General features: G+C 71.6%; 19 protein-coding genes, 1 pseudogene and 2 riboswitches. Of the genes and pseudogenes, 9 read left to right on the plus strand and 11 right to left on the minus strand.

The genetic code is table 11. The features are described from left to right. The first annotated feature begins 39 nt into the window (after positions 1 to 39). A riboswitch (TPP riboswitch) is annotated at positions 40 to 145 on the plus strand. The 3 genes and pseudogenes from thiO to thiG all read left to right on the plus strand — a co-directional run. Then, positions 133 to 1,263, plus strand: a pseudogene (gene thiO, locus AC07FN_RS21510) (glycine oxidase ThiO); the annotation flags it as partial. It overlaps the preceding riboswitch by 13 nt. Further along, entirely contained in the window at positions 1,251 to 1,451 is a 201-nt protein-coding gene (thiS, locus tag AC07FN_RS21515; RefSeq protein ID WP_358566952.1) for a sulfur carrier protein ThiS, read from the plus strand. The pseudogene thiO and the gene thiS, both read left to right, overlap by 13 nt. Before the next feature lie 91 nt (positions 1,452 to 1,542). Then, entirely contained in the window at positions 1,543 to 2,307 is a 765-nt protein-coding gene (gene thiG / locus AC07FN_RS21520) for a thiazole synthase (RefSeq protein ID WP_478397190.1), read from the plus strand. 21 nt (positions 2,308 to 2,328) lie between these two features. On the opposite strand, the gene AC07FN_RS21525 is transcribed toward thiG, so the two are convergent. The 5 genes from AC07FN_RS21525 to thiC all read right to left on the minus strand — a co-directional run bounded on the left by AC07FN_RS21525 (position 2,329) and on the right by thiC (position 8,319). After that, a complete protein-coding gene (locus AC07FN_RS21525) occupies positions 2,329 to 2,850 on the minus strand; it encodes a DUF3995 domain-containing protein (RefSeq protein ID WP_478397191.1) in 522 nt (173 codons plus the stop codon). After that, positions 2,837 to 3,289 (minus strand): hypothetical protein, encoded by a 453-nt coding sequence (locus tag AC07FN_RS21530; protein ID WP_478397192.1) that lies wholly within the window; start codon positions 3,287 to 3,289, stop codon positions 2,837 to 2,839. Before AC07FN_RS21530 ends, AC07FN_RS21525 begins: the two co-directional genes overlap by 14 nt. Positions 3,290 to 3,489: 200 nt before the next feature. Continuing rightward, positions 3,490 to 5,475 (minus strand): FUSC family protein, encoded by a 1,986-nt coding sequence (locus AC07FN_RS21535; protein ID WP_478397193.1) that lies wholly within the window; start codon positions 5,473 to 5,475, stop codon positions 3,490 to 3,492. Between the two features lie 173 nt (positions 5,476 to 5,648). After that, positions 5,649 to 6,515, minus strand: a complete 867-nt coding sequence (gene thiD, locus AC07FN_RS21540; RefSeq protein ID WP_478397194.1) for a bifunctional hydroxymethylpyrimidine kinase/phosphomethylpyrimidine kinase — start codon at positions 6,513 to 6,515, stop codon at positions 5,649 to 5,651. Positions 6,516 to 6,675: 160 nt separating this feature from the next. After that, positions 6,676 to 8,319: a phosphomethylpyrimidine synthase ThiC gene (gene thiC, locus AC07FN_RS21545; protein ID WP_478397195.1), complete on the minus strand. Its 1,644-nt coding sequence runs from the start codon at positions 8,317 to 8,319 to the stop codon at positions 6,676 to 6,678. Then, positions 8,313 to 8,434: riboswitch (TPP riboswitch) on the minus strand. It overlaps the preceding gene by 7 nt. 128 nt (positions 8,435 to 8,562) lie before the next feature. On the opposite strand from thiC, the gene AC07FN_RS21550 reads away from it, so the two are divergent. After that, positions 8,563 to 9,171, plus strand: a complete 609-nt coding sequence (locus AC07FN_RS21550; protein ID WP_478397196.1) for a Uma2 family endonuclease — start codon at positions 8,563 to 8,565, stop codon at positions 9,169 to 9,171. Here AC07FN_RS21550 and AC07FN_RS21555 read toward each other — a convergent pair whose 3' ends face one another. Then, positions 9,172 to 9,753 (minus strand): peptide deformylase, encoded by a 582-nt coding sequence (locus AC07FN_RS21555; RefSeq protein WP_478397197.1) that lies wholly within the window; start codon positions 9,751 to 9,753, stop codon positions 9,172 to 9,174. A 164-nt stretch (positions 9,754 to 9,917) separates the two neighbouring features. Here AC07FN_RS21555 and AC07FN_RS21560 point away from each other — a divergent pair, with 164 nt between their 5' ends. Both AC07FN_RS21560 and AC07FN_RS21565 read left to right on the plus strand, forming a co-directional pair. Beyond that, entirely contained in the window at positions 9,918 to 10,367 is a 450-nt protein-coding gene (locus AC07FN_RS21560; RefSeq protein ID WP_452616910.1) for a DUF3263 domain-containing protein, read from the plus strand. After that, on the plus strand, positions 10,367 to 11,008 hold the full coding sequence (locus AC07FN_RS21565; RefSeq protein WP_478397198.1) for a LytR C-terminal domain-containing protein: 642 nt from the start codon (positions 10,367 to 10,369) through the stop codon (positions 11,006 to 11,008). Before AC07FN_RS21560 ends, AC07FN_RS21565 begins: the two co-directional genes overlap by 1 nt. Before the next feature lie 61 nt (positions 11,009 to 11,069). Here AC07FN_RS21565 and AC07FN_RS21570 read toward each other — a convergent pair whose 3' ends face one another. From AC07FN_RS21570 to moeA, 5 genes are all read right to left on the minus strand, one after another. Then, on the minus strand, positions 11,070 to 13,268 hold the full coding sequence (locus AC07FN_RS21570; RefSeq protein ID WP_478397199.1) for an AAA family ATPase: 2,199 nt from the start codon (positions 13,266 to 13,268) through the stop codon (positions 11,070 to 11,072). 504 nt (positions 13,269 to 13,772) lie between these two features. Beyond that, positions 13,773 to 14,714 (minus strand): CDP-diacylglycerol--serine O-phosphatidyltransferase, encoded by a 942-nt coding sequence (pssA, locus tag AC07FN_RS21575; protein ID WP_358580612.1) that lies wholly within the window; start codon positions 14,712 to 14,714, stop codon positions 13,773 to 13,775. Next, positions 14,711 to 15,433 carry a phosphatidylserine decarboxylase gene (locus AC07FN_RS21580; RefSeq protein WP_478397200.1) on the minus strand — a complete coding sequence of 241 codons (723 nt, stop codon included), beginning with the start codon at positions 15,431 to 15,433 and terminating at the stop codon, positions 14,711 to 14,713. The genes pssA and AC07FN_RS21580 overlap by 4 nt, the downstream gene beginning before the upstream one ends. A 501-nt stretch (positions 15,434 to 15,934) precedes the next feature. After that, a complete protein-coding gene (locus tag AC07FN_RS21585; protein WP_478397201.1) occupies positions 15,935 to 17,902 on the minus strand; it encodes a M48 family metallopeptidase in 1,968 nt (655 codons plus the stop codon). Positions 17,903 to 18,002: 100 nt separating this feature from the next. Continuing rightward, positions 18,003 to 19,247: a molybdopterin molybdotransferase MoeA gene (moeA, locus tag AC07FN_RS21590; RefSeq protein ID WP_478397202.1), complete on the minus strand. Its 1,245-nt coding sequence runs from the start codon at positions 19,245 to 19,247 to the stop codon at positions 18,003 to 18,005. A gap of 87 nt (positions 19,248 to 19,334) precedes the next feature. On the opposite strand from moeA, the gene AC07FN_RS21595 reads away from it, so the two are divergent. The 3 genes from AC07FN_RS21595 (at position 19,335) to AC07FN_RS21605 (ending at position 21,984) form a co-directional block, all read left to right on the plus strand. After that, positions 19,335 to 20,018 (plus strand): TIGR00266 family protein, encoded by a 684-nt coding sequence (locus AC07FN_RS21595; RefSeq protein WP_358580603.1) that lies wholly within the window; start codon positions 19,335 to 19,337, stop codon positions 20,016 to 20,018. Positions 20,019 to 20,288: 270 nt separating this feature from the next. Next, entirely contained in the window at positions 20,289 to 20,492 is a 204-nt protein-coding gene (locus AC07FN_RS21600) for a cold-shock protein (RefSeq protein ID WP_270952855.1), read from the plus strand. 265 nt (positions 20,493 to 20,757) lie between these two features. Beyond that, on the plus strand, positions 20,758 to 21,984 hold the full coding sequence (locus tag AC07FN_RS21605; protein ID WP_478397203.1) for a serine/threonine-protein kinase: 1,227 nt from the start codon (positions 20,758 to 20,760) through the stop codon (positions 21,982 to 21,984). Positions 21,985 to 22,191 lie beyond the last annotated feature (207 nt).

Below are 22,191 nucleotides of genomic sequence, written 5' to 3' on the forward strand. Positions count from 1 at the left end.
CAGGTAACGACGTGGCGATCCTCGCCGGGTACGGTGGTTGGCGGTGAGCACGGGAGCCCGGTTGCCGGGCTGAGAGGGGGCGTTGGCCCCGACCGTCGAACCTGATCCGGGTCATGCCGGCGCAGGGAGCGTGGAGTGTCTGAAGAACGGAACAAACGCGTCGTCGTCGTAGGCGGCGGCGTGATCGGCATGTCCGTGGCGTGGCGCGCAGCCGCCGCCGGGCATCATGTGCAACTCGTCGACGCCGAACCGGCGTCCGGGGCTTCGAACGTGGCCGGCGGAATGCTGGCGCCGCTCGCCGAGGCGTGGCCCGGCGAGGAGGAACTGCTGGAGCTGGGCGCGGCGTCGCTGCGGCTCTGGCCGGAGTTCGCCGACGAACTCGCCCGGGCCTCGGGCCTGCCGTCGGGGCTGCGCCGCGAGGGAACCCTGGTCGTCGGCGTCGACAGCGCGGACCGCGCGGAGCTCGACAACCTGGTTGAGTACCTCGCGCGGCTCGGCCGCGCCGTCACCCGCCTGACCGGCCGGGAGGTGCGGCGGCTCGAACCGTCGCTGGGCCCGGCGGTGCGCGGCGGGCTCGAAGTGCCGGGCGATCTCGCGGTCGACAACCGCCTCGCGCTGGCCGCGTTGCGCGCGGCCGCGACCGCGGCGGGCGTCGAGTTCGTCGCGGCGAACGCGAAGCGCGTCCGGCCCGGCGCGGTGGAGCTCGAAGATTCCACTGTGGACTGCGATGTCGCGGTGATCTCGGCGGGCGTGCATTCGGGCGCGCTGCATCCTGCGCTGCGGGACCGGATCCGGCCGGTGAAGGGCGAAATCCTCCGCCTGCGCGCGCGGAGCACGGCGTTGCCGCCGCCGAGCCGGACGATCCGCGGCCCGGTGCGCGGTCGGCAGACCTACCTGGTGCCGCGCGACGACGGCGGCTTGGTGCTCGGCGCCACCCAGTACGAGGTGGGGTTCGACACCGAGGTCACCGTGGGCGGGGTGCGGGACCTGATCGCCGACGCCGAGCGGCTGATGCCGGGCATCGCCGAATACCAGCTGGTCGAGGCCGCGGCCGGGCTGCGCCCGAGCACCGACGACAACCTGCCGGTGCTCGGCTGGCTGGAACCCGGTGTCCTGGCGGCCACCGGGCACCACCGCGGCGGCTTCCTGCTCGCCCCGGTGACGGTCGAGGCGGTGCTCGCGCTGCTGCGCGACGAGGAACCCGCCGTCGAGATCAAGGCCGCCGATCCGAGCCGATGGGGAGGACACCAGTGCACGTCGTGATCAACGGGGAGACCCGGCAGGTCGCCGCCGACGCAACGCTCGCGGCGGTGCTGCGGGAGTTCGGGGTGCCCGAGCGGGGCGTGGCCGTGGCGCTGGACGGCGCCGTGGTGCCGCGCGCCCTGTGGCCGGGGACCGCGCTGCGCCCCGATGCCGCGATCGAGGTCCTCACCGCAGTGCAGGGCGGCTGACGCCCCTCTGGCCCGAATCCCCTTGCAGGGCAACAGAAGCACGCCGGATCCCGCGCTACCCGGATTCGGTGGACCCGTTGTTAGGAGAGTCATGGACGACCCGTTGGTGATCGCCGGCCGCGAGTTCGGTTCGCGGCTGATCACCGGGACCGGAGGGGCGACGAACCTCGCGGTCCTGGAGCGCGCGCTGATCGTGTCCGGAACCGAGCTGACGACCGTGGCGATGCGCCGCGCCGACGCCGGCGGCGGCACCGGGGTGCTCGACCTGCTGCGCAAGCTCGGCATCGAAGCGCTGCCGAACACGGCGGGCTGCCGGACCGCGGCGGAGGCCGTGCTGACCGCGCAGCTGGCGCGGGAGGCGCTGGAGACGAACTGGGTCAAGCTGGAGGTCGTCGCCGACGAGGACACCCTGCTGCCCGACCCGGTGGAGCTGCTCGACGCCGCGGAACAGCTGGTCGACCAGGGCTTCGTGGTGCTGGCCTACACCAACGACGACCCGGTGCTGGCGCTGAAGCTGGAGGAGACCGGCTGCGCCGCGGTGATGCCGCTCGGCTCGCCGATCGGCACCGGCCTGGGCATCCGGAACCCGCACAACATCGAGATGATCGTCTCCCGCGCGTCGGTGCCGATCGTGCTGGACGCGGGCATCGGCACGGCCTCGGACGCGGCGCTGGCGATGGAGCTCGGCTGCTCGGCGGTGCTGCTGGCCACGGCGGTCACCCGGGCCCAGGACCCGGAGCGCATGGCGGCCGCGATGCGGGCGGCGGTCGAGGGAGGCCGCCTCGCGGCCCTGGCGGGCCGGATCCCCAAGCGCTTCTGGGCGCAGGCATCCAGCCCCGGCCGTCCCCTGGAGTGAGCCGACCGCCCCGACGAGTCCTCAGTGGACCGTCGGGGCCGGGCGGTCCCGGCCCAGCCGCCGGCCGGCCAGCGTCCAGCACGCGCCCCAGAGCAGGAAGAACGGCGACCACAACAGCAGGTCCCAGAGCGCCAGGTCGCGGGCCAGAGCGGCGTGCTCGGGCGGCGGCACGTCGATCCCGGTGAGCACCAACGCGTCCGAGACGAAGCCGATGCCCAGCGGCCCGATCGACCGGACGATCATGAGGATCCCGAGCGTCCAGGCGATCGTCAGCAGCAGCCGGCGCGGGAGGGGCGCGCGCCAGGGCCGGGTGGTGGCCAGCGCGACGATGATGCCGACCACCGCGGCAGCGGCCAGCACCCAGTGGCTCGCCACGAACAATGGATCGCGGGCGAGCAACCGTTCGCGCAGGTCCGGCCGCAGCGGGTCCTTGTCGGCCAGCGCATTGGCCCCCAGCGCCTGCGCCAGCTTCATCGACCCGTAGGCCGCGGCGCAGGTCGCCGCCCCGTAGGCGCCGACACGTGCCCGGTCAGCCCACGACATGCTTCGTCGCCTCCGCGTAGGACCGGATCATCGCCACGAGCAGTCCGATGAGGACGATCCCGAGGACCCCGTGGTACCACTGCCAGCCCACGCCGATGCCGATGAAGCCGTCCACGATCATGATCGCCGCGCCGGCGCCGACGGCCAGCAGCATCCCGGCCAGCACCAGCAGCATCAACGACCTGGGCACGCGACGCCCCAGCGGAGTCACCGTCGCGAGGGCCACGCAGGCGCCCACGATCCCGGTCGCGCTGGCCAGCCACTGCGCACCGGCGGCATCCATGAAGTAGCCCTCTTGGACGGCCTCCGGCACGGTCGGCCCGCCCGGGAATCCGAGTCGGCCCTGCGACGCGAAAACGGCCTTCCCCGCGGCATAACCGAAGAGCAGCACCGCCACCGCTGAAGCAGGCCAGCGCCGCGGCACATCAGAATCAACCATGCGAGCGACGATAAGCACGTCCCGCTGCGAAGAACTCCCGCTGCGGCTGGAGATTCCTCCCCCGCAGGAGGGAACCGCCGGCAACGCTGACGGCCCTGAGCAACGCCTCTGCAGGCCGTTCGGGAACTCGTTCCGTGCGCCGTTCTCGCGCGAAAACGCCGCACCGCGAACCTTTCCGGCTTCGGTGCTCGCCGGAGAGGTCAGCGGATGTGGAGGCGTTCGGGGCGGACGAAGCTGATCGTGTAGCTCTTCCACGGGTTGTCGTAACCGAAGGTCCGGTCGATCGCCTGGCGGGCGTGCAGGGCGTTCTCCACCAGAGAGCTCGCCAGCAGCTCCGTCGCCGGGGCACTGCCCTCGGGCACGTCCGGGATCTTCGCGGTCGGCTTGCCGCCCAGCAGGTCGTCCACCGCGCGCAGCGCCGGCACCGCGATCGCCTGCTCGGACTCCGGCCGGAACGCGAGCGTCGCGACGTCCTGGCGCAACGCGTCGAGCGCGATCGCCGCCGCGCGCGTCGCCCGGTCGTCGTCGGTCTCCTCGCCGGTCCCGTCGAGCAGCGCGGGCATGCCCAGCAGGTCCTGGGTGCGCCGCAGCGCGAGCACGTTCGCGGCCTGCAGCGCCGCGGGCAGATCGACGCCCTGCCCGGCCGCCCGCACGCTGCGCAGCAGCTCGGACACCGCCCACACCGTCGACCGCACCGCGCCGCGCACATCGGGCAGGATGCTGCTGGGCAGCACCAGGTAGCTGACGTAGCCGACGCTCAGCGCGATCGCCGCGCCGACCGCCGTGTTCGCCGCGAAGCTGATCCCCACGTTCACCAGCGGCCGGTCCAGCCGCATCGCCTGGTCGACGACGGTCACGACGATCAGGCAACCGAGCAGAGCCTGGTAGTCGGTGCGCAGCCGCGGCATGCTCAGCAGCATGCCGCCGATCACCAGCGGCACCAGCAAGAACGCCCCGGGCAGCAGGGTGATCAGCACGGCCAGCGCGGTCACGCCCAGCACCGCGCCGCCGGTGCGCTCCAGCGCGCCGGTCATGCTGTCGCGGGCCGCAGGCTGCAGCACCACGTAGAGCGCGAGCAGCAAGCTCGACGCCGAAGGGTCGCGCAGCAGCAGGACGATCACCATGCCGAAGGCGACGGCGAGGGTGCAGCGCAGCGCGTGCCGGAACAGCGACGAGCGGAACGAGAGGTGTGCGCGGATCGCGCCCAGCACGCGTTCGCGGCGCGCTCCGGGAGCCGGCGGCGGCAGCGGCGTCTCGACGCGCCGCACCACGGCACCGCGGATCCGGTCCAGCCCCTGGTTGAGGCCCTGCACCGCGTCCGGCAGGTCTTGCCGTCCGCCGCGCGCCACGACCGCCAGCGCCGGGTCGCGGCGGGCCGCCGCGGGCAGTCCGGTGCAGGCGCGGGAGCGCACCGCCCGGGCGAGCTCGGCGGCGACCTGGTCGGCCTCCGCGACGATCTGCTCCAGGCGCGCGGCTTCGGCCCGGTCGCTCTGCTGGGCCTGCACGAGCAGGGTCTCCCGAGCCGCGCGGAAGCGGGCCGCCCCGGCGAGCACCTGACCGAGCCAGGTGCTGGACCCGTCGGCTCGCCACGCGGCGGCGGCGGATTCGACCACGCCCGGCCCGGGTTCGAGCAGCGTGCGGGCGACCGCCACGCGGGTGGCCCTGGTCGGATCGCCGAGGCCGATGATCACCCGCAGCACCAGCGCGAACGCCGCGCCCGCGGCGCTCGCCGCCAGCAGCACCAGCACCGGCTGGTCGGAACCGATGCCGGTGGTGGTGGACACCAGCGTCGCCGCGGCGAAGGTTTGCCCGCCGATGCGGTAGTGCTCGCCCAGCGCGGGCAGCATGCCGGCGCCGAAGACCACCACCGCCACGGCGAGCCCGGCCAGCACCGGGATGTTGCTCAGCAGCGGGCCGACGGTCATCACGAGCACCAGCGCCGGGGTGAACCAGACGAACCGCTGCAGGTCAGAGCGCAGCGACTGGCCGCCGGTGGCGATCAGCGCGAGCACCGCGGTCAGGCCGGCGATCAGCGCCGGGGTCTGCAGGCCGAAGATCCAGCCGATGGCGGTGCCGGCCACCACGGCGACGAGCACCAGCACCGCGTACTGGCGCTGCCGGGGATCCGGCGCCCCGGCCTCGGTGGCCAGCAGTCCCCGCACTCGCGTCCACACCGATTTAGCCACGCTGTTGCAAACCCCTGTCGTCGTCGTGCGCGCAGCGCGCAGCGGACCGCGGGCCGCCGCTGGCCCACGATCTCGGGAATTACGCGCTTCTCAACCCCTGTGTCGATCGGGCACGCCATTCGGGTTACAGATCCGGGACGAAAATCACTCTATTAGGGGCTCGGTTGGGGGGTTCAGATGGACCGGGGGCTGATGCGCCAGAACGTCGACACCGGCCCGACCCCGGCGCCGAGCGGGTAGGCGTCCGACACGCTGCGCGTGACGAACCGCTTGCCGCTGCGCACCGCGTCCGGCATCGAAGCGCCCTTCGCCAGGGCGGCCGTGATCGCCGAGGCGAACACGTCGCCGGCGCCGTGGGTGTGCACCGTCGCGTAGCGGGGGCCGGGCAGCGGGATCGCCTCGTTGCCGTCGAAGAGCAGGTCGATGCACTCCGGGTCGTCGGCCAGGTGGCCGCTCTTGATCAGCACCCACTGCGGGCCGAAGTCGAAGACGGCCTTCGCGGCGTCCAGCAGGTCCGCGCGGGTGCGCGCGTCGATGCCGGTCAGCAGCCGCACCTCGTCGAGGTTCGGCGTGACCAGCGTCGCGCGCGGGAAGGCCTTGTGGCGCAGGGCGTCCAGCGCGTCCGGGCGCAGCAGCGGCTCGCCGCTGCGGGAGGCGGCGACCGGGTCCACGACGAACGGCGTGCGACCGCCGCGGCCGATGCCGTGCTCGTCGCAGACGTCCAGCACGGCCTCGATGGTGGCGGCCGAGGCGAGCACCCCGGTCTTGGCCGCGTCCACGCCGATGTCCGAGGCGACCGCGTCGACCTGCGCGGCGACGGTCTCCGGCGGGATCTCGACCAGCCCGGTGACGCCGACGGTGTTCTGCACCGTCACGGCGGTGACCGCGGTCATGCCGTGCACGCCGCAGGCGAAGAAGGTGCGCAGGTCCGCGTGCATCCCGGCGCTGCCGCCGGAGTCCGACCCGGCGATGGTCAGCGCGGTCGGGGGAGCGGTGTTGTTCGCGGGCCGACGTTCGTGCCCGGCCGAGATCTCGTGCATCCACTTCATGTTACGGCCCCGCTCCGCCCGATCTTCCCAGGCGCGGACCGGCCGGGAACGCGATTTCAATGGAAATTGGACCTTCGATTTCAATGGAAATTGCGGTCCTCCGGCGTGTCGGGCCACGACACGCCGGAGGATGTGGACAACCTGCCCGGGGTCAGTCGGCCAGCGGGAGGTAGACCTTGCCGCCGGCCCCGGCGAACTCGCCGGACTTCTCCCGCATCCCGGCCTCGATCGCCTCGACGCTGGTCAGGCCGCGTTCCGCGGCGAACTTCCGGACGTCCTGGGTGATCTTCATCGAGCAGAACTTCGGCCCGCACATGGAGCAGAAGTGCGCCGTCTTGGCCGGTTCGGCGGGCAGCGTCTCGTCGTGGAAGGCGCGCGCGGTGTCCGGGTCCAGCGACAGGTTGAACTGGTCGGTCCAGCGGAACTCGAACCGCGCCTTGGACAGCGCGTCGTCCCGTTCCTGCGCCCGCGGGTGCCCCTTGGCCAGGTCGGCGGCGTGCGCGGCGATCTTGTAGGTGATCACGCCGGTCTTGACGTCGTCCCGGTTCGGCAGCCCCAGGTGCTCCTTGGGCGTGACGTAGCAGAGCATCGCGGTGCCCGCCTGCGCGATCATCGCCGCGCCGATGCCGGACGTGATGTGGTCGTAGGCGGGGGCGATGTCGGTGGTCAGCGGCCCGAGCGTGTAGAACGGCGCCTCGCCGCAGAGCTCCTCCTCCAGGCGCACGTTCTCGGCGATCTTGTGCATCGGGACGTGGCCCGGGCCCTCGATCATCACCTGCACGTCGTGCTCGCGGGCGATGTGCGTGAGCTCGCCGAGGGTCTCCAGCTCGGCGAACTGCGCGCGGTCGTTGGCGTCCGCGATGGAGCCCGGCCGCAGGCCGTCGCCGAGGGAGAACGTGACGTCGTAGTCGCGCAGGATCTCGCAGAGCTCGCTGAAGTGCGTGTAGAGGAAGCTCTCGCGGTGGTGCGCCAGGCACCACGCGGCCATGATCGAGCCGCCGCGGGACACGATGCCGGTGACCCGGTTCGCGGTCAGCGGCACGTAGCGCAGCAGCACGCCGGCGTGCACGGTCATGTAGTCCACGCCCTGCTCGCACTGCTCGATGACGGTGTCGCGGTAGATCTCCCAGGTCAGCGCGGCCGGATCGCCGTTGACCTTCTCCAGCGCCTGGTAGATCGGCACGGTGCCGATCGGCACCGGCGAGTTGCGCAGGATCCGCTCGCGGGTCTCGTGGATCCGCTTGCCGGTGGACAGGTCCATGACGGTGTCGCCGCCCCAGCGGGTCGCCCACACCATCTTCTCCACCTCCTCCTCGACCGAGGAGGTCACCGCGGAGTTGCCGATGTTGGCGTTGACCTTCACCAGGAACTTCTTGCCGATGATCATCGGCTCGCTCTCCGGGTGGCAGCGGTTGGCCGGGATCACGGCCCGGCCCGCGGCCACCTCGTCGCGGACCAGCTCGGGCGACACGCCCTCGCGGACGGCGATGTACTCCATCTCCCGCGTGATCACGCCGGCCCTGGCCCAGCCGAGCTGGGTCCGGTGCTCCCGCCCGTCGGTCCACCCCGCCCGCATCCGATGAAGTCCACTGTGGACGTCGACGGTGGCGTTCTCGTCGGTGTACGGCCCGGAGGTGTCGTACACGTCGAGGTGCTCGCCGTTGGTCAACTCGATGCGGCGGAATGGCACTTGCAGGCCGGATTCGGTGTTCCGGAACACCTTTCGCGAGCCGCTGATCGGCCCGGTGGTGATCTGGGTTCCGCTTTCGGACGCGTTCGGACGCACGTCGGCCACTGCCATCCACTCCCTACGCCGGCATTACCCGGTCAGGTTCATGCGGTCGGCGGCCCCGGAGTTCTCCAGCCGCCCTCTCAGCCCGCTCTTGGTGCGAGCTCCCGCGGTGTTGATTTGTCGCTGCCCGAGGCTAGCCGGGAGACCGCGGGCTGCCAACCCCGGTTCACCCCGATGACGGCAGGCTGGTTTGCCATTAGGCTCATGACCAGGGCGATCACAACGTTGTCAGGGGCGGTGAGTACGGTGCGTGACGACATCGATACAAGAGGTGATCGCGCTATGACTGCTGCCTTGGCGATCGAGACGGCCACGTGGGAGGAGGCTGTCCAGAGTTGGCAAAAGCTGGATCTTCCCAACAAGGCGTGGCGCGCGGAGATCATCGAAGGAAGGGTTCAGATGACGCCGCCGCCAGGTACTGCTCATAGTCTGATCGCTCACTTCGTGCACCGGGCATTTTTGCGCGCTGTCTCGGACGAATGGGGAATCTTCCAGACGCTCGGTATCGCGATTCCGATGCGTCGTACCTTGTGCGTTCCGGACATTGCGATCGTTCCGCGAGATGCTGTTCCTGATGAGGAGGGCTCGGTTTCAGCGAGCAAGGCGGCGTTGGTCGCTGAGATTACGTCAATCGGCAACGCGGATGACGATCGTAAGAAGAAGCTGTGGGCATATGCCCACGCCGAAGTGCCCTTGTACTTGCTGATCGATCGGTTCGGCGAGGAGGGGCCTGCCGTGTCCCTGCATTCAAAACCGTGCGGCGGGCGATACCTGACTCACCAAAGCGTTCCCTTCGGAGACCCGATCGATATTCCCGAGCCGTTCGGCCTGGTCTTGGAAACCAAGGAATTCTGATCAGTCGTCGTCTTCGGCGAAGGGGTCGCCGGATTCCGCCGGGTCCCAAGTCAGGCCCGGGATTCCCCAGCCGTTGCGGCGGACCATCTTCTTCGCCGCCCGGGCGTGGCGGCCCATCAGGCGGTCCAGGTAGAGGTGGCCGTCCAGGTGGTCGGTCTCGTGCTGCAGGCAGCGGGCGAAGAAACCGGTCCCCTCGACCTCGATCGGCTTTCCGTCCACATCGGACCCGGTGACCTTCGCCCGGCTCGCCCGGCCGGTCGGGTACGACTCGCCGGGCACCGACAGGCAGCCCTCCCAGTCGTCGTCCGGGTCCGGCATGCTCTGCGGGATCTCGGACGTGGTCAGCTCGGGGTTGACCACCACGCCGCGGTGCTGGACACCCTCGTCGTCGGGGCAGTCGTAGACGAACACCCGCAGGTCGACGCCGATCTGGTTGGCCGCGAGCCCGACACCGTTGGCGGCGGCCATCGTCTCGAACATGTCCTCGACGAGGGTGCGCAGATCGTCGTCGAAGTGCTCCACCGGGCGCGTGGGGTTGTGCAGCACCGGGTCGCCGACGACGCAGATCGGGTGAACAGCCATGAGCGGGACTTTAGCGGTTTGGGCAGTCGGGGTGTTCTGGAGCCGGTACTCACCGGTGTGATCCGCTCCCGCCGGGATTCCGGGCATGGTGTAATTGGGGTGGAATCACAGCTGTGTGATTCCAGCGAACGCGGGAAGTCCCGAATCGCGAGGCGAGGAGCCAGATGGACGCCGCCCAAATGCTGACCGCGCAGGAGATCGCTCGTCAGTGCGAGCAGCTGGCGCGCCTGCAACAGCGGAAGCCGAATTCCGATCCGGCACCCGGCCGGCGGTTGCGCCTCGCCGAGCCGATCACCCAGCCGATCGAGCGGATCGTCGAACCGCCGCCGGTGCCGCCCCAGCCCTTACCGCCGGACGGCGAGCTCACCGTCCGGGAGCGGGGCATCCTGGCCTTCGAGTCACAGTGGTGGAAGCGGGAAGGCGTGAAGAAGGAGCTCGCGGTCCGCGAGCTGTTCGACATGTCGCCCTCGCGGTACTACCAACTGCTGAACGCGTTGCTGGACAGTCCGGTCGCCGAACGGGCAGACCCTATGCTGATCAAGCGGCTGCGCAAGGCACGGGCGGGACGGCAGCGCGCACGGGCCGCCCAACGACTGGGAATCGAGTTGCACTGATGGCTTCAGGGGAACCCACCGGACCGGCCAAGGCCAAGATCATCGGCTTCGGCCTGATCGGCGTCGGTGCGATCGCGGGCGTCATCGGCATCACCACGCTGGTTTCCGGCGGTAGCACGTCGAACACGGCCCAACCGTTGCCCCCGGAACCGGGCAACAACCCGCCGGTCACCTCGCTGGCGCAGAACCCGCCAGCTGAGCCCTCCGCGGTGCCGCCCGCCGGCACGACGCCGGTCGCACCGCCGGTGGCGCCGCCACCGGCCACACAGGACACTCCGCCTCCTGCGCCGCCGCAGGGCAACCAGAACCAGGACGTGCCGGTCGGTTCCGGCAACGCGACGGGCAAGATCCTGGTGCGCGTCTACAACAACAGCACCATCGGCGGGCTGGCGCACCGCGCCGCGGAGGACTTCCGGGGCGCCGGTTACGAGGTTCCGGAGGTCGGCAACTACTCGGCGGGGCGCATCCCCACCACGACGATCTACTTCCGGCCGGGCACGGTCGAGGAGCAGCAGGCGAAGGACATGGCGGCCCACTTCGGGGCGCGCGCCGAGGCCCGCTTCGACGGCATCCAGGACGCGACGCCGGGCCTGATCGCCATCATCACCAACGACTACAAGGGCGCGGTAGCCGCCAAGTGACCCGGGGACGGCGCGGTTTCGCGAGGAATCGCGCCGCCCTGGGTGACGTGAAGTCGCGCGGTCAGGAGCGGTTGGTGGCGTAGGCCTCCAGGGACGCGAGCTGGGCCGGGTCGAGGGAGGGCCGGACCGCCTTCCGGGCCGTCGCGAGGTGCGTGGCCGAAACCTCCGCCGCCGAAAGGGATTCGCGCATCGCCGTCAGGGCCGCCTCGCGGATCAGGCCCGCGCAGTCGGCGGCGGAGTAGCCGTCCAGCTCGGCGGCCAGGGCGGCAAGGTCCACATCGGACGCCAAGGGGGTGTTCTTCGCCGCCGCGCGCAGGATCGCCTCGCGGGCCTCCGCGTCCGGCGGCGGGACGTAGACGAGGCGCTCCAGGCGTCCGGGGCGGAGCAGGGCCGGATCGACCAGCTCGGGGCGGTTCGTCGCGCCGAGGACGACCACGTCGCGCATCGGCTCCACGCCGTCGAGTTCGGTCAGCAGCGCCGCGACCACCCGGTCCGCCACGCCGGAGTCCGAGGACTGGCCGCGGCGCGGCGCCAGCGCGTCCACCTCGTCGAGGAACACCAGCGTCGGGGCCGCGTTGGCGGCCCGCAGGAACAGCTCGCGGACCGCCCGCTCGGATTCGCCGACCCACTTGTCCATCAGCTCCGCGCCCTTGACCACGAGGACGTTCAGCCGCCCGCTGCCGGCCAGGGCGCGCACCAGGAACGTTTTGCCGCAGCCCGGCGGCCCGTACAGCAGCACGCCGCGCGGCGGCTCGACGCCGAGCCGGGTGAACGAATCCGGGTACTGCAGCGGCCAGAGCACCGTTTCGGTGAGGGCCTGCTTCACCTCGGTCATGTCGCCGACGTCGTCCAGCGTCAGCCCGCCGGTCTGCAGGTTGTCCGATGTGGACATCGAGATCGGGCGGACCGAGGACAGCGCGTCGAGGAGGTCCTGCTGCCGGATGCGGGGATCGGCGGTGTCGTCCTGGTGCCGCAACGCCGCGCCGACCGCCGCTTCCCGGCACAGCGCCACCAGGTCGGCGACGACGAACCCCGGAGCGCGCTCGGCGACCTCGGCGAGCTGCACGTCCTCGGCCAGCGGCGCGTTGCGCAGCAGCACGCGCAGCAGATCCGCACGGGTGGCGTCGTCGGGCAGGCCGAGGGTGAGCTCCCGGCCCACCAGGCCCGGCTCCCGCAGCCTGGGGTCGATCGCCTGCGGCTGCGAGCTGGTGACTACCACGGCGAGCCGGTCGGTGCCGATCGCGCCGCGGATCGCGTCGAGCGCCACGGTCGCCAGCGGCGGCGGTTCGGTGCCCGGCAGGAGGCTCTCGACGTCGGTCAGCAGCAGTACGCAGTCGCCGGTTGTGCTGGTGGCGCGGTTGATCGCGTCCTGGAGGCGTTGGGCGGCGGTGCGCGGTTCGAGCGCCGCGACGCTGGGCGCCGCGACCTCGACGAGCTCCGAGCCGATCGCGCTCGTCACGGCGCGGGCGAGGGTGGCCTTGCCGACGCCGGCCGGGCCGCTGAGCAGCACGCCGAGGTGCGGTTCGGCGCCGAGGCGGCGCAGCAGCTCGGGCTGCTCGAACGCCAGCCGCAGCCATTCGGTGAGCCGCTTCGCCGTGTCGCGGGAACCGACCAGATCGGCGACCGGGACCGCGTGCTCGGCCGGTTCGACCGGCGCCGGCTGCGGCGCGGCCGGCGCGGTGGGGGAGTCCGCCGGTGCGGCGCCGTCCCGCCATTCGACCACTGTGGACGGTTGCACGGCCACCGCGCCGGGCGGTTCGGTGGAGGCGATGGTGATCAGCTCGTTGGTCCAGGTCATGCCGATGGCGGTGGAGAGCTTCCGGCGCACCTCGCCGGCGTTCGCGGTGGTCGCCGGCGCGACGTCCTGGGGCAGCAGCGACACGGTGTCGCCGGTCCCGAAGACCTTGCCGGTCAACGCCATCCGCACGGTCTCGGGAGCGACGGTGGCGCGGGCGAGCTGCGAACCCGCGATGTTCACCCGCTTCGCGGCGGCGACCTGCACGGGCGCGACGCCCACCTCGGCGCCCTCGGTGAGGCCGAGGTTCATCAACGCCACGTCGTCGAGCAGCAGCACCCCGGTCGGGCTGCCGGGGGCGGCCGCGGCGGCCAGCGCCACGGTGACCCGAGCACCGGTCAGCTGCACGGCGTTCCACGGCCGCAACCCCAGGGCGTCGAGCACCTCGGGATGCAGGCGAACGACGCCGCGCCGGGTGTCCTTGGCGGACGGGGAGAGTCGAGCGGTCAGCGTTATCGACGGCACGCCGCGAGCTTAACCACGCAGAACCGGCACCGAGACCCCCAACGCCCGCCGAATCACGCGGCGCAACACCCGACGCAGGGCCCGGAGGAACCCCCGGCGCAACGCCCGGCGCGGGGCCCGGAGGAACGCTCTGCGGAACGTGGATCCGCAGTTTCAATTGAAACTGCGGATCCACCGGTGTGTCGTGCCCCGGACATGCCGAAGGATGTGGACAACCCGGGGTGCCTGTGGACAACTTCCGCAATTTCAATGGAAATCGGACCTTCGATTTCCATTGAAATTGCGGAACACCGCCGGGAGGAACCCCGCGCGCCGGGCCCTGGCCACGCCCTGGCCGGGCCGCGCCCAGAGCCGGGCCTCCTATCCCGGAGCGGGCCTTCGGGAGTGGTCGGGCCTTCGGGAGTGGCCGGGCCTCCGGGAGCGGGACAGGTCTTCGGGAGCGGGCTGGGTCTTCGGGGGTGGGTCGGGTTTTCGGGGGTGGGTCGGGTTTTCGGGGGTGGGGCGTTAGCGGCGGGGGCCGTCGTTGCGGCTGCGCCGCAACTCCAGGCGTCGCCAGCTGCGGCGGGGTCCGTCCGGGTGGCTGTGGCGGCGCGGTAGGCGGACGCGCCTGGCGGCGCCCGCCACGCTGCGGCGCAGCGGCGGCCGCAGGCCGAGCCGGCGTTGGGTGCGCCGGCGGATCGCGCGCCGCTCTCGCGGCGGTGCGCTCCACGCCTCCGGGTGCTTGGCCAGCCAGTTGTGCCGGTAGACCGCGTACGGGATGTGCAGGAGGTAGATCACCATGGCGATCGCCAGCGAGATCAGCGGGAACATGATTATTCCCGCCGCCAGCAGCGCCACCAGCACCAGCAGCGGTGCCGCCGCCCTCGGCGGCACCTTCACGGTCTTCAGCGACAGCGTCGGCACCCGGCTGACCATCAGCGCCGCGACCAGCACCATCCAGACCATCACCACGTTCTGGTTCGCCCACCAGCCCAGGTAGCCGAAGTGCGCCGTCAGGACGATCGGGAGCAGCCCGAGCAGCCCAGCCGCCGGGGCGGGCACCCCGACGAAGAACTCCTTGGCGTACGGCGGCTGCTCGGCGTCGTCGAGCAGCGTGTTGAACCGCGCCAGCCGGAGCACCATGCACACCGCGAAGATCAGCGACACCACCCAGCCGACGCGGTTGTCCTGCAGCTGCCAGGCGTACAGCGTCAGCGCCGGGGCGACGCCGAAGGACATCGCGTCCGACAGCGAGTCCAGTTCGGCGCCCATCTTGGAGGTGGCGTCGAGCAGCCGCGCGATCCGCCCGTCCAGGCCGTCGAGCACCGCCGCGACGGCGACGGCCGCGATCGCGCCGGTGAGCTGGCCGTTGAGCGCGAACTGGACCGCCGACAGCCCGGCGCACATCGCCAGCACGGTGATCGCGTTGGGCAGCAGCCGGATGCCGGGGGCGCTGTGCATGCTCATGAGGAATGCGTCCCCCGAGGCAGCTCGGCGAGGGCGGTCTCCCCGCCGATGGTGCGCTGGCCGGGCTCGACCAGGATCCGGCTGCCGGTGGGCACGTAGAGGTCCACCCGGGAGCCGAACCGGATCAGGCCGTAGGTGCTGCCGGCCTGCAGCACGTCGCCCTCGGAGACGGAGCAGACGATGCGGCGGGCCACGAGGCCGGCGATCTGCACCACGGCGACCTGGGTGCCGTCGTCGGTGCGGATGACCATCGAGTTGCGCTCGTTGTCCTCGCTGGCCTTGTCCAGGTCGGCGGAGAGGAACTTGCCCGGCCGGTAGGCGATGGTCTCGACCTTGCCGCTCAGCGGGATCCGCTGGACGTGCACGTCGAAGATCGTCAGGAAGGCGCTGATGCGGGTCATCGGCTCGTCGCCGAGGCCGAGCTCGGCCGGCGGCGCCGCGGGCTCGATGTGCGAGATCGTGCCGTCGGCGGGCGCGACGGCGAGCCCCTCGCGGCTGGGCGTGGTGCGGGCGGGCTCGCGGAAGAACCACGCGCACCAGGCGGTGACGATGCCGCCGAGCACGCCCGCCGGGCGCCAGCGGCGGCGCAGCAGAAGGGTCGCGATGGCGGCGCCGAGCACGAACGGGCGGCCTGCCGGGTGCATCGGCGGGATGGTGTCGCGGGCCAGCGCGGCGAGGTGCGCCAGCAGGTTCTTCTTCGGTTCTTCGGCGGTGCTCATCGAGGTGCTACGCCCCTGCGTCGGCGGTCTATGGTGCGGCGGTTCGGCCGGGTTCCCGGCGCGAACGCCGAGCGCCGACCGGTGCCGTCGTCGGTACAGCATCGCGGACGCCTCACGTCAACCGACGCCAGGGGGCGTAGTTGATCAAGAACTACCCTGCTGACCTGCGTCTATCCGATTCCGGGATGCTACCGCCAACGCGCCGCCCAGGTAACCCGGTCGGGTGAGGGAAAGCGAGGAGGCCGTTCGACGTCTCCCCGTAGACGTCGGACGGCCTCCCCGGTGTGGTCCGTGCACCCCCCGACGGCGCACGGTCCTCGGTGTGTCCGCTCCCACTGGCAAGCGGTAGTGGGTTCGTGCGGACGTCTATAGAGATGTATATGGGCGACGGTTCGTTACGCGGTTTCCAGTGTAATTGAGTTCACAAAATGTCCGTAGCCGCTTTTGGAGGACCTCACGGCGCCGTTACATGACGAAGAGTCATCAGAACCCCGCTCGCTCTCACTCATTCGTGTCGACGGGTTCGTCGAGGTTCATCCGCGCTCCCATCAGCTCGCCGAGGCCCCGGTACGGGTCGCCGTGCTCCACGCCGTCGGCCGTGCTGCGCAGCACCAGCTCGGACACGCCGTCCTCGCCGTCGCGCACGCCGATGGCGTCCAGCTCGGACACCGCGTACTCGTCCAGGTACAGCTCCAGCGACAGCGACCAGCCCACGCGGTCCTGGTCCAGCTGCGCGCGGGCCACGTCCCGGCTGTCCACCCACTGCGCGCCGGGCCGCTCCCGGAGCTCGCCGATCGGCGTGGCGGCCAGCTCGGCGAGCTGCTCCTGCTCCGCCTTGCGGAACCGGGCGAGCGTGCCGGCCAGCAGGCGCTTCGTGGTGCTGGCGGAGCTGGGCAGCAGCACCAGGCCGCGATCGGTGACCAGCAGGTCGTAGTTGCCGCCGGGGCACTGCACCGGGCTGACGATCCCGGCCAGCGCGGGCTCGGGCTCGGCGGCGGGGCGGCGCGCGTGGGTCATCGGCACCCCGAGGTCGACCAGCGCCCGGTGCAGGCCCGGGATCAGCCGGGGATCGGCCACCGCCGGGCGGACCAGCCGGTCCGGGTCCAGCGGCTGCCCGTTGGCCAGCCGCACCGTCGACGGGCCGCCCCAGTCCAGCTCGTGGTGCGCCCGCCGGGCGCAGATCAGCGCGTCCACCACGGCGCAGCCGAGCAGGTCGGTCAGCGTGTCGACGGCGGCCTCGTCGATGCGTTCCGGGCACAGGCCGGGGTTGAGCACCGGGTTGACCAGGTCGTGGCCCTGGCCGCGGTGGATGGCGGGCAGGATGCCCGCGATCGTCGGCTCCACCGGCAGCCCGCTCTGCGCCGCCGCGGAACTCAGCAGCGCGGCTCGCTCGGCGACGTGCGCGGCGCCGGCCAGCCGGGCCAGCTCCGGCCAGCCCAGCCGGCGCTTGAGGCCGTCGACCATCAGGCGGTCTTCGAGGTCAGGCACGCTTTTGCGCGGGTTGCGCAGCAACGCGAACGCGGGCCGGTCGTCGATGTCGCGGCCGGTGACCTTGACCCGCTTCATCGCTTCGATGCGCCGGCGCGCGGGCAGGTGGGTGCGGCTGCCGTCCTTGCCCTCGGCGATGGCCTTCTTGACCCGCTCGGCGAGCTCCGGTTTGCGGGTCGGGTGCTCCATGAAGTTGCGGAAGCCCAGCAGCACGTCCGGCGTGTGGCCGACGGCCTTGGCCATGCTGAGGTACTCGTCGGCGTACTCCTGCCAGCCGAGCTCGATGGCGATCCGCTTCCGCAGCGCGGTGGCCGCCGCTCGGGTGCCCGCCTCCCGGACCGCGATGGCGTCGGCGGCGAGCTCCAGGTCGTGGCCGGTGGTGGCCGCGATCGCGGTGAACAGCCGGGCGTAGCCGGTGAACAGCCACTTGACCGGGCCGCCGGTGAGCCCGTCGACGGTGCGCTCGACGCTCGCCGACGCCCGGTAGGCGGTGACCGTCAGCTTGTTGCGCCCGGTCAGCCTGCCGAGTTCGTGCGCCACCACGGCCCGCAGCTCGCTGACGTTGAGCGCGGCCAGCAGCGGTAACCCGAGCTCCAGGTAGCGGGTTCGGATGCGCAGGCCCAGCAGCGCGGTGTCCTCGCGGATGTTCGCGGCCGGGTCGGAGGTGACGCGGATTTCGTCGGGCAGCGGTGCGGCCGCGTCGGCGGAGATCGACTCCACCATCCGCCAGACCTGCGGCTGCTCCGCTCGGTCCAGCCGCACGCCGCGCGGCCGCACCCGGCTCCGCAGCACGGCGCGCAGCCCGATCGCGAAGAGCGCGCCGACGGCGACCGCCGCGAGCGCGGCCTTCACCCCGCTGGACTGGTCGTATCGGAAGGTGAACGCCGAGATCGCGAGCAGCCCGAGGACCAGCGCGATCGGCGCGAGGAAGAAGCCGATGTGCAACGCCAGCGCCAGGGCGGCGCGCCAGGGGCCACGCACGGTGCAGAACTCCGGAGGGGTGGTCGGTAATGGTGGTGCAGTCTTGGGGACGCCGGTGCCATCCGTCAACCAGATGATCTTCCGAGCCCCCGGGGCGGTGCTAGTCGAGCAGCATGACGTCCACTGTGGACCCTGCAGCGAGTTCGGTCACGTCCTCGGGGATCTCCAGCAGGCAGTTCGCCTTGGCCAGGCCCGCCAGCAGGTGCGAGCCGGGCGCGCCCTGCAGCGTCACGCTGCCGGTGGCCGGGTCGAACCGGCCCCGGCGGTACTGGCGCTTGCCCGCGGGCGCGGACAGCGGCTCGGCCAGCGTCGCCTGCCGCACCGGGCGGTGGGTGGCCTGGTGCCCGGCCGCGGCGCGCAGCGCGGGCCGCACGAACACCTCGAACGACACCATCGCGCTGACCGGGTTGCCCGGCAGCGTCACCACGGCGACGCCGTCCCGGTACCGGCCGCAGCCCTGCGGCATCCCGGGCTGCATCGCGACCTTGGTGAACTCGACGCCGGTGCCGGTGAGCGCGTCCTTGACGACCTCGTAGGCCCCGGCGCTGACGCCGCCGGAGGTGATCAGCAGATCCGTGTCGGCCAGGTGCGGGGCGAGCGCGGCGTGGAAGGCCTCGACGTCGTCCGGCACGAACCGCAGCAGCGTCGCCTCGCCGCCGGCTTCGCGCACCGCGGCGGCCAGCATCAGGCCGTTGGACTCGTAGATCTGCCCGGGCTGCAGTGCGGTGCCGGGCGCGACCAGCTCCGACCCGGTGGACAGGACCAGCACCCGGACCGGCCGGTGCACGGGCAGTTCCGCGGCCCCGATGGCGGCCGCGACGCCCAGCTGCGACGGCGCCAGCGCGGTGCCCGTCGTCAGCACGGTGGCGCCCGCCGTGACGTCCTCGCCCGCGCGCCGCACGTGCGCACCCGGCTGCACGGCGGCGAACATCCGCACCTGCTCGGTGCCGCCGTCGGTGCGTTCCACCGGGATCACCGCGTCCGCGCCTGGCGGCATCTGGGCGCCGGTCATGATGCGGTGCGCGGTGCCCGGCTGCAGCGGCGGCACGTCCACCCGGCCGGCCGGGATGTCCTCGTGCACCGGCAGCAGCACCGGCTGCTCCGGCGTCGCGCCGGCCAGGTCGACGGAGCGGACGGCGTAGCCGTCCATCGCGGAGTTGTCGAACGGCGGCAGCGAGATCGGCGCGGTCAGGTCCGCGGCGAGGGCCAGCCCGAGGCAGTCCGCCAGCGGCTTGACCAGCACCGACGTCGGGGCGAGCAGGGCGGCGATCTTCGACTGGTGATCTGCGACCGCGGTCAGAGCGGGTGTTCCGGTTCCGTGCGACACGCCCAGATCATCGGTCATCGACACCCCCGTTGTCCCCACCGGCGTGCGAATAGTCGCACCGATCAACGTGGCAGACTCGTCCCCGGGCTCGTCTAGGAGGTAGCCGTGCAGGTTCGCACCCGTCACACGCCGTCGTTCGGGGTGGCCCGGCTGATGCTCGCCCCGGGCGAGCCGGTGCAGGTCGAGTCCGGTGCGATGCTCGCCACCAGCTTCGGCGTGACCGTCGAGGCGCGCGCCCAGGGCGGCTTCCTGAAGTCGCTGGCCCGCGCCGCGCTCGGCGGCGAGTCCTTCTTCGTGTCCACCTACACGGCCCCGCAGCAGGGCGGCTGGGTGGACGTGGCGCCGAACCTGCCGGGCGACCTGAACGTGCTGGAGCTCGACGGCCGGGTCGGCTGGTGCGTGACGAAGGGCTGCTGGCTCGCGTCCGCGAGCACCGTGCAGGTCGAGACGCAGTGGGGCGGCTTCCAGAACCTCTTCGGCGGCGAGGGCGGTTTCATGACCCACGTCGGCGGCCAGGGCCCGGTGGTGGTCTCCTGCTACGGCGCGCTGGACGTGGTGACCCTGCAGCCCGGCGAATACGTCACGATCGACACCGGGCACGTGGTGGCCTACGCCGACACGGTGCAGAGCCGGCTGCGGCAGATGAACCAGGGCGTCGCCCAGTCGCTCAAGAGCGGTGAGGGCCTGGTGTTCGATTTCGCCGGTCCCGGCCAGGTGCTGACCCAAACCCGAAATCCGCGAGGGCTCGTCACCTGGTTGCAGGCAAATGGGCTCGGCGCTCGTTCCTGAGCGCGAGTTGCGCGGGTGCGCATAGCCGTCGCTTCAAACTGGTGGCGCGGATTTCGCCGAGAGCGCAAATGGGCTCATGCATTCGGACGAATTCCCGAGTCAACTCCACTCCGATAACTGAACGTGGCCATCGACGACACCCGTTCGGCCCAGCGTTTAACGGAAAAGTTGCATTGCCGAACCCGCGACGAGACCTGCTTTCTGGGGTAGCGTTGCCGTTGCTCCAGCGGCGCTTTCGGTGCCGTGCATCACTTTTTAGAGGAGGACGCCGTGGCGGTCGGCACGGTCAAATGGTTCAACTCGGAGAAGGGCTACGGATTCATCGCGGCAGACGGTGGATCTGATGTTTTCGTCCATTACTCCGCGATCAACATGTCTGGTTTCCGAACCCTTTCCGAAGGGGATCGGGTCGAATTCGAAGTGAAAGCGGGACGCGACGGCCGCACTCAAGCAGACGGTGTCCGCAAGGTCTGAAGAAGCAGCTGAACCCGGCTTGCTCGGCGGCGCTGGGTCTCTCGTGAGAAGACACCCGAGAACCCTCGGCGATGCGAGCCGAGTCCCACTCCGCAAGTGGCTGCCGCCGCTTCGCGAAAAACATTGCATGTCACGGCGTCGAGAACGTCAGCGCGGCCCGGTTCCCGTCCGCGGGAGCCGGGCCGCGGCGCATGCGGAATCGATGTCATCACGGTGTTGCCGAACCCGGGGACGTGCGTGATCCCGGAACGTTAGGCTGCTCCGCGTGTCGGCAGACCTCACCGGGCAGCGCCTCGGCCACTACAAGATCGACGGAGTGCTCGGCCGCGGCGGGATGAGCGTGATGTACCGCGCCACCGATACCCGGCTCGGGCGCAAGGTCGCGCTCAAGATCATGGGCGAGCACATCACCGGTGACGCGGAGTTCCGCGAGCGGTTCGTCGACGAGGCCCGCAACACCTCGGCCATCGACCACGCCAACATCGTGCCGCTGTACGACTTCGGCGAGGTCGACGGCATGCTCTACATCGCGATGCGGCTGGTCGACGGGTCAGACCTGGCCAGCCTGATCAAGGACGGGCCGATCTCGCCCAAGCGAGCCCTGGAGCTGCTCTCCCAGGTCTCCGAGGCGCTGGACATGCTGCACGAGCGCGGCCTGGTGCACCTCGACCTGAAGCCGGCCAACGTGCTGGTGACCTCGCGCGAGTCCGTGAACGAGCACGTCTACCTCGCCGACTTCGGCCTCACCCGGCGCGGCGCGACCGGGCACCGCACCGCCAGCGGCGACTTCCTGGGCTCGCCGACCTACGCGGCGCCCGAGCACTTGCGCGGCGAGCCGGTGGACGGCCGCACCGACCAGTACGCGCTGACCTGCATGCTGTTCGCCTGCCTGACCGGGCGGCCGCCGTTCCAGGGGCAGGTCCAGGAGGTCATCCAGGGCCACCTGGGCGCGGAGCCGCCGCCGGCGACGTCGCTGGTGGTGCTACCCGGCAGCATCGACGAGGTGCTGCGCCGCGGCATGGCGAAGAAGGCCGACCAGCGCTTCACGAACTGCAAGGAGCTGATCGCGGCGGCTCGCGCCGCGCTCGGCCCGGCGGCCGGCGGCGAGACCCCGCCGCCGCCCCGCCAGGTGGCCCCGCCCGTGGCTCCGATGTCCGGGCCGATGCCGGTCCAGTACGCGCCGCCCGCGCCGCCCGGATACCCGCCCTACCAGCAGCAGCCGCCGCGCCCGCTGCCGCCGCCCGGCAACGACCCCGTGCGGCTGCGGCCGCCGATCCCGGCCGGCTCGGCGGCGTTCGCGACCAAGTCCGGCAGCTCGGCGAAGTGGATCGTGCCGGTGCTGGCCGGCGTCGCGCTGGTGGTGATCGTGGTCATCTTCGTTGTGATGGCCAACTCGCTCGGTGGTTCCGGCGGCGGCGACACCGACCCGACGGCGACGGAAACTTCCTCGTACAACAACAGCCATCTGCCCACGTCGGTGCCCACCCGCTGACGCGCCTCGCTTGCACTCGACTGGTGAGAGTGCTAAACACGGTATTGGCACTCAGCAAGGTTGAGTGCCAGGTCGGGACGGTGAGGCCGTCTCCGGCGGTGCCACCCGACGGCGCCGCCGCACGGTCGTCCGTCGCGGGCACCGAGCCTGGCCGAGCACGAGTCCTGCCGTGGGGTGCACCCACCACCGCGGCGTCCAGACAGGTGG

The organism is Saccharopolyspora sp. NPDC045941 (assembly GCF_056431445.1).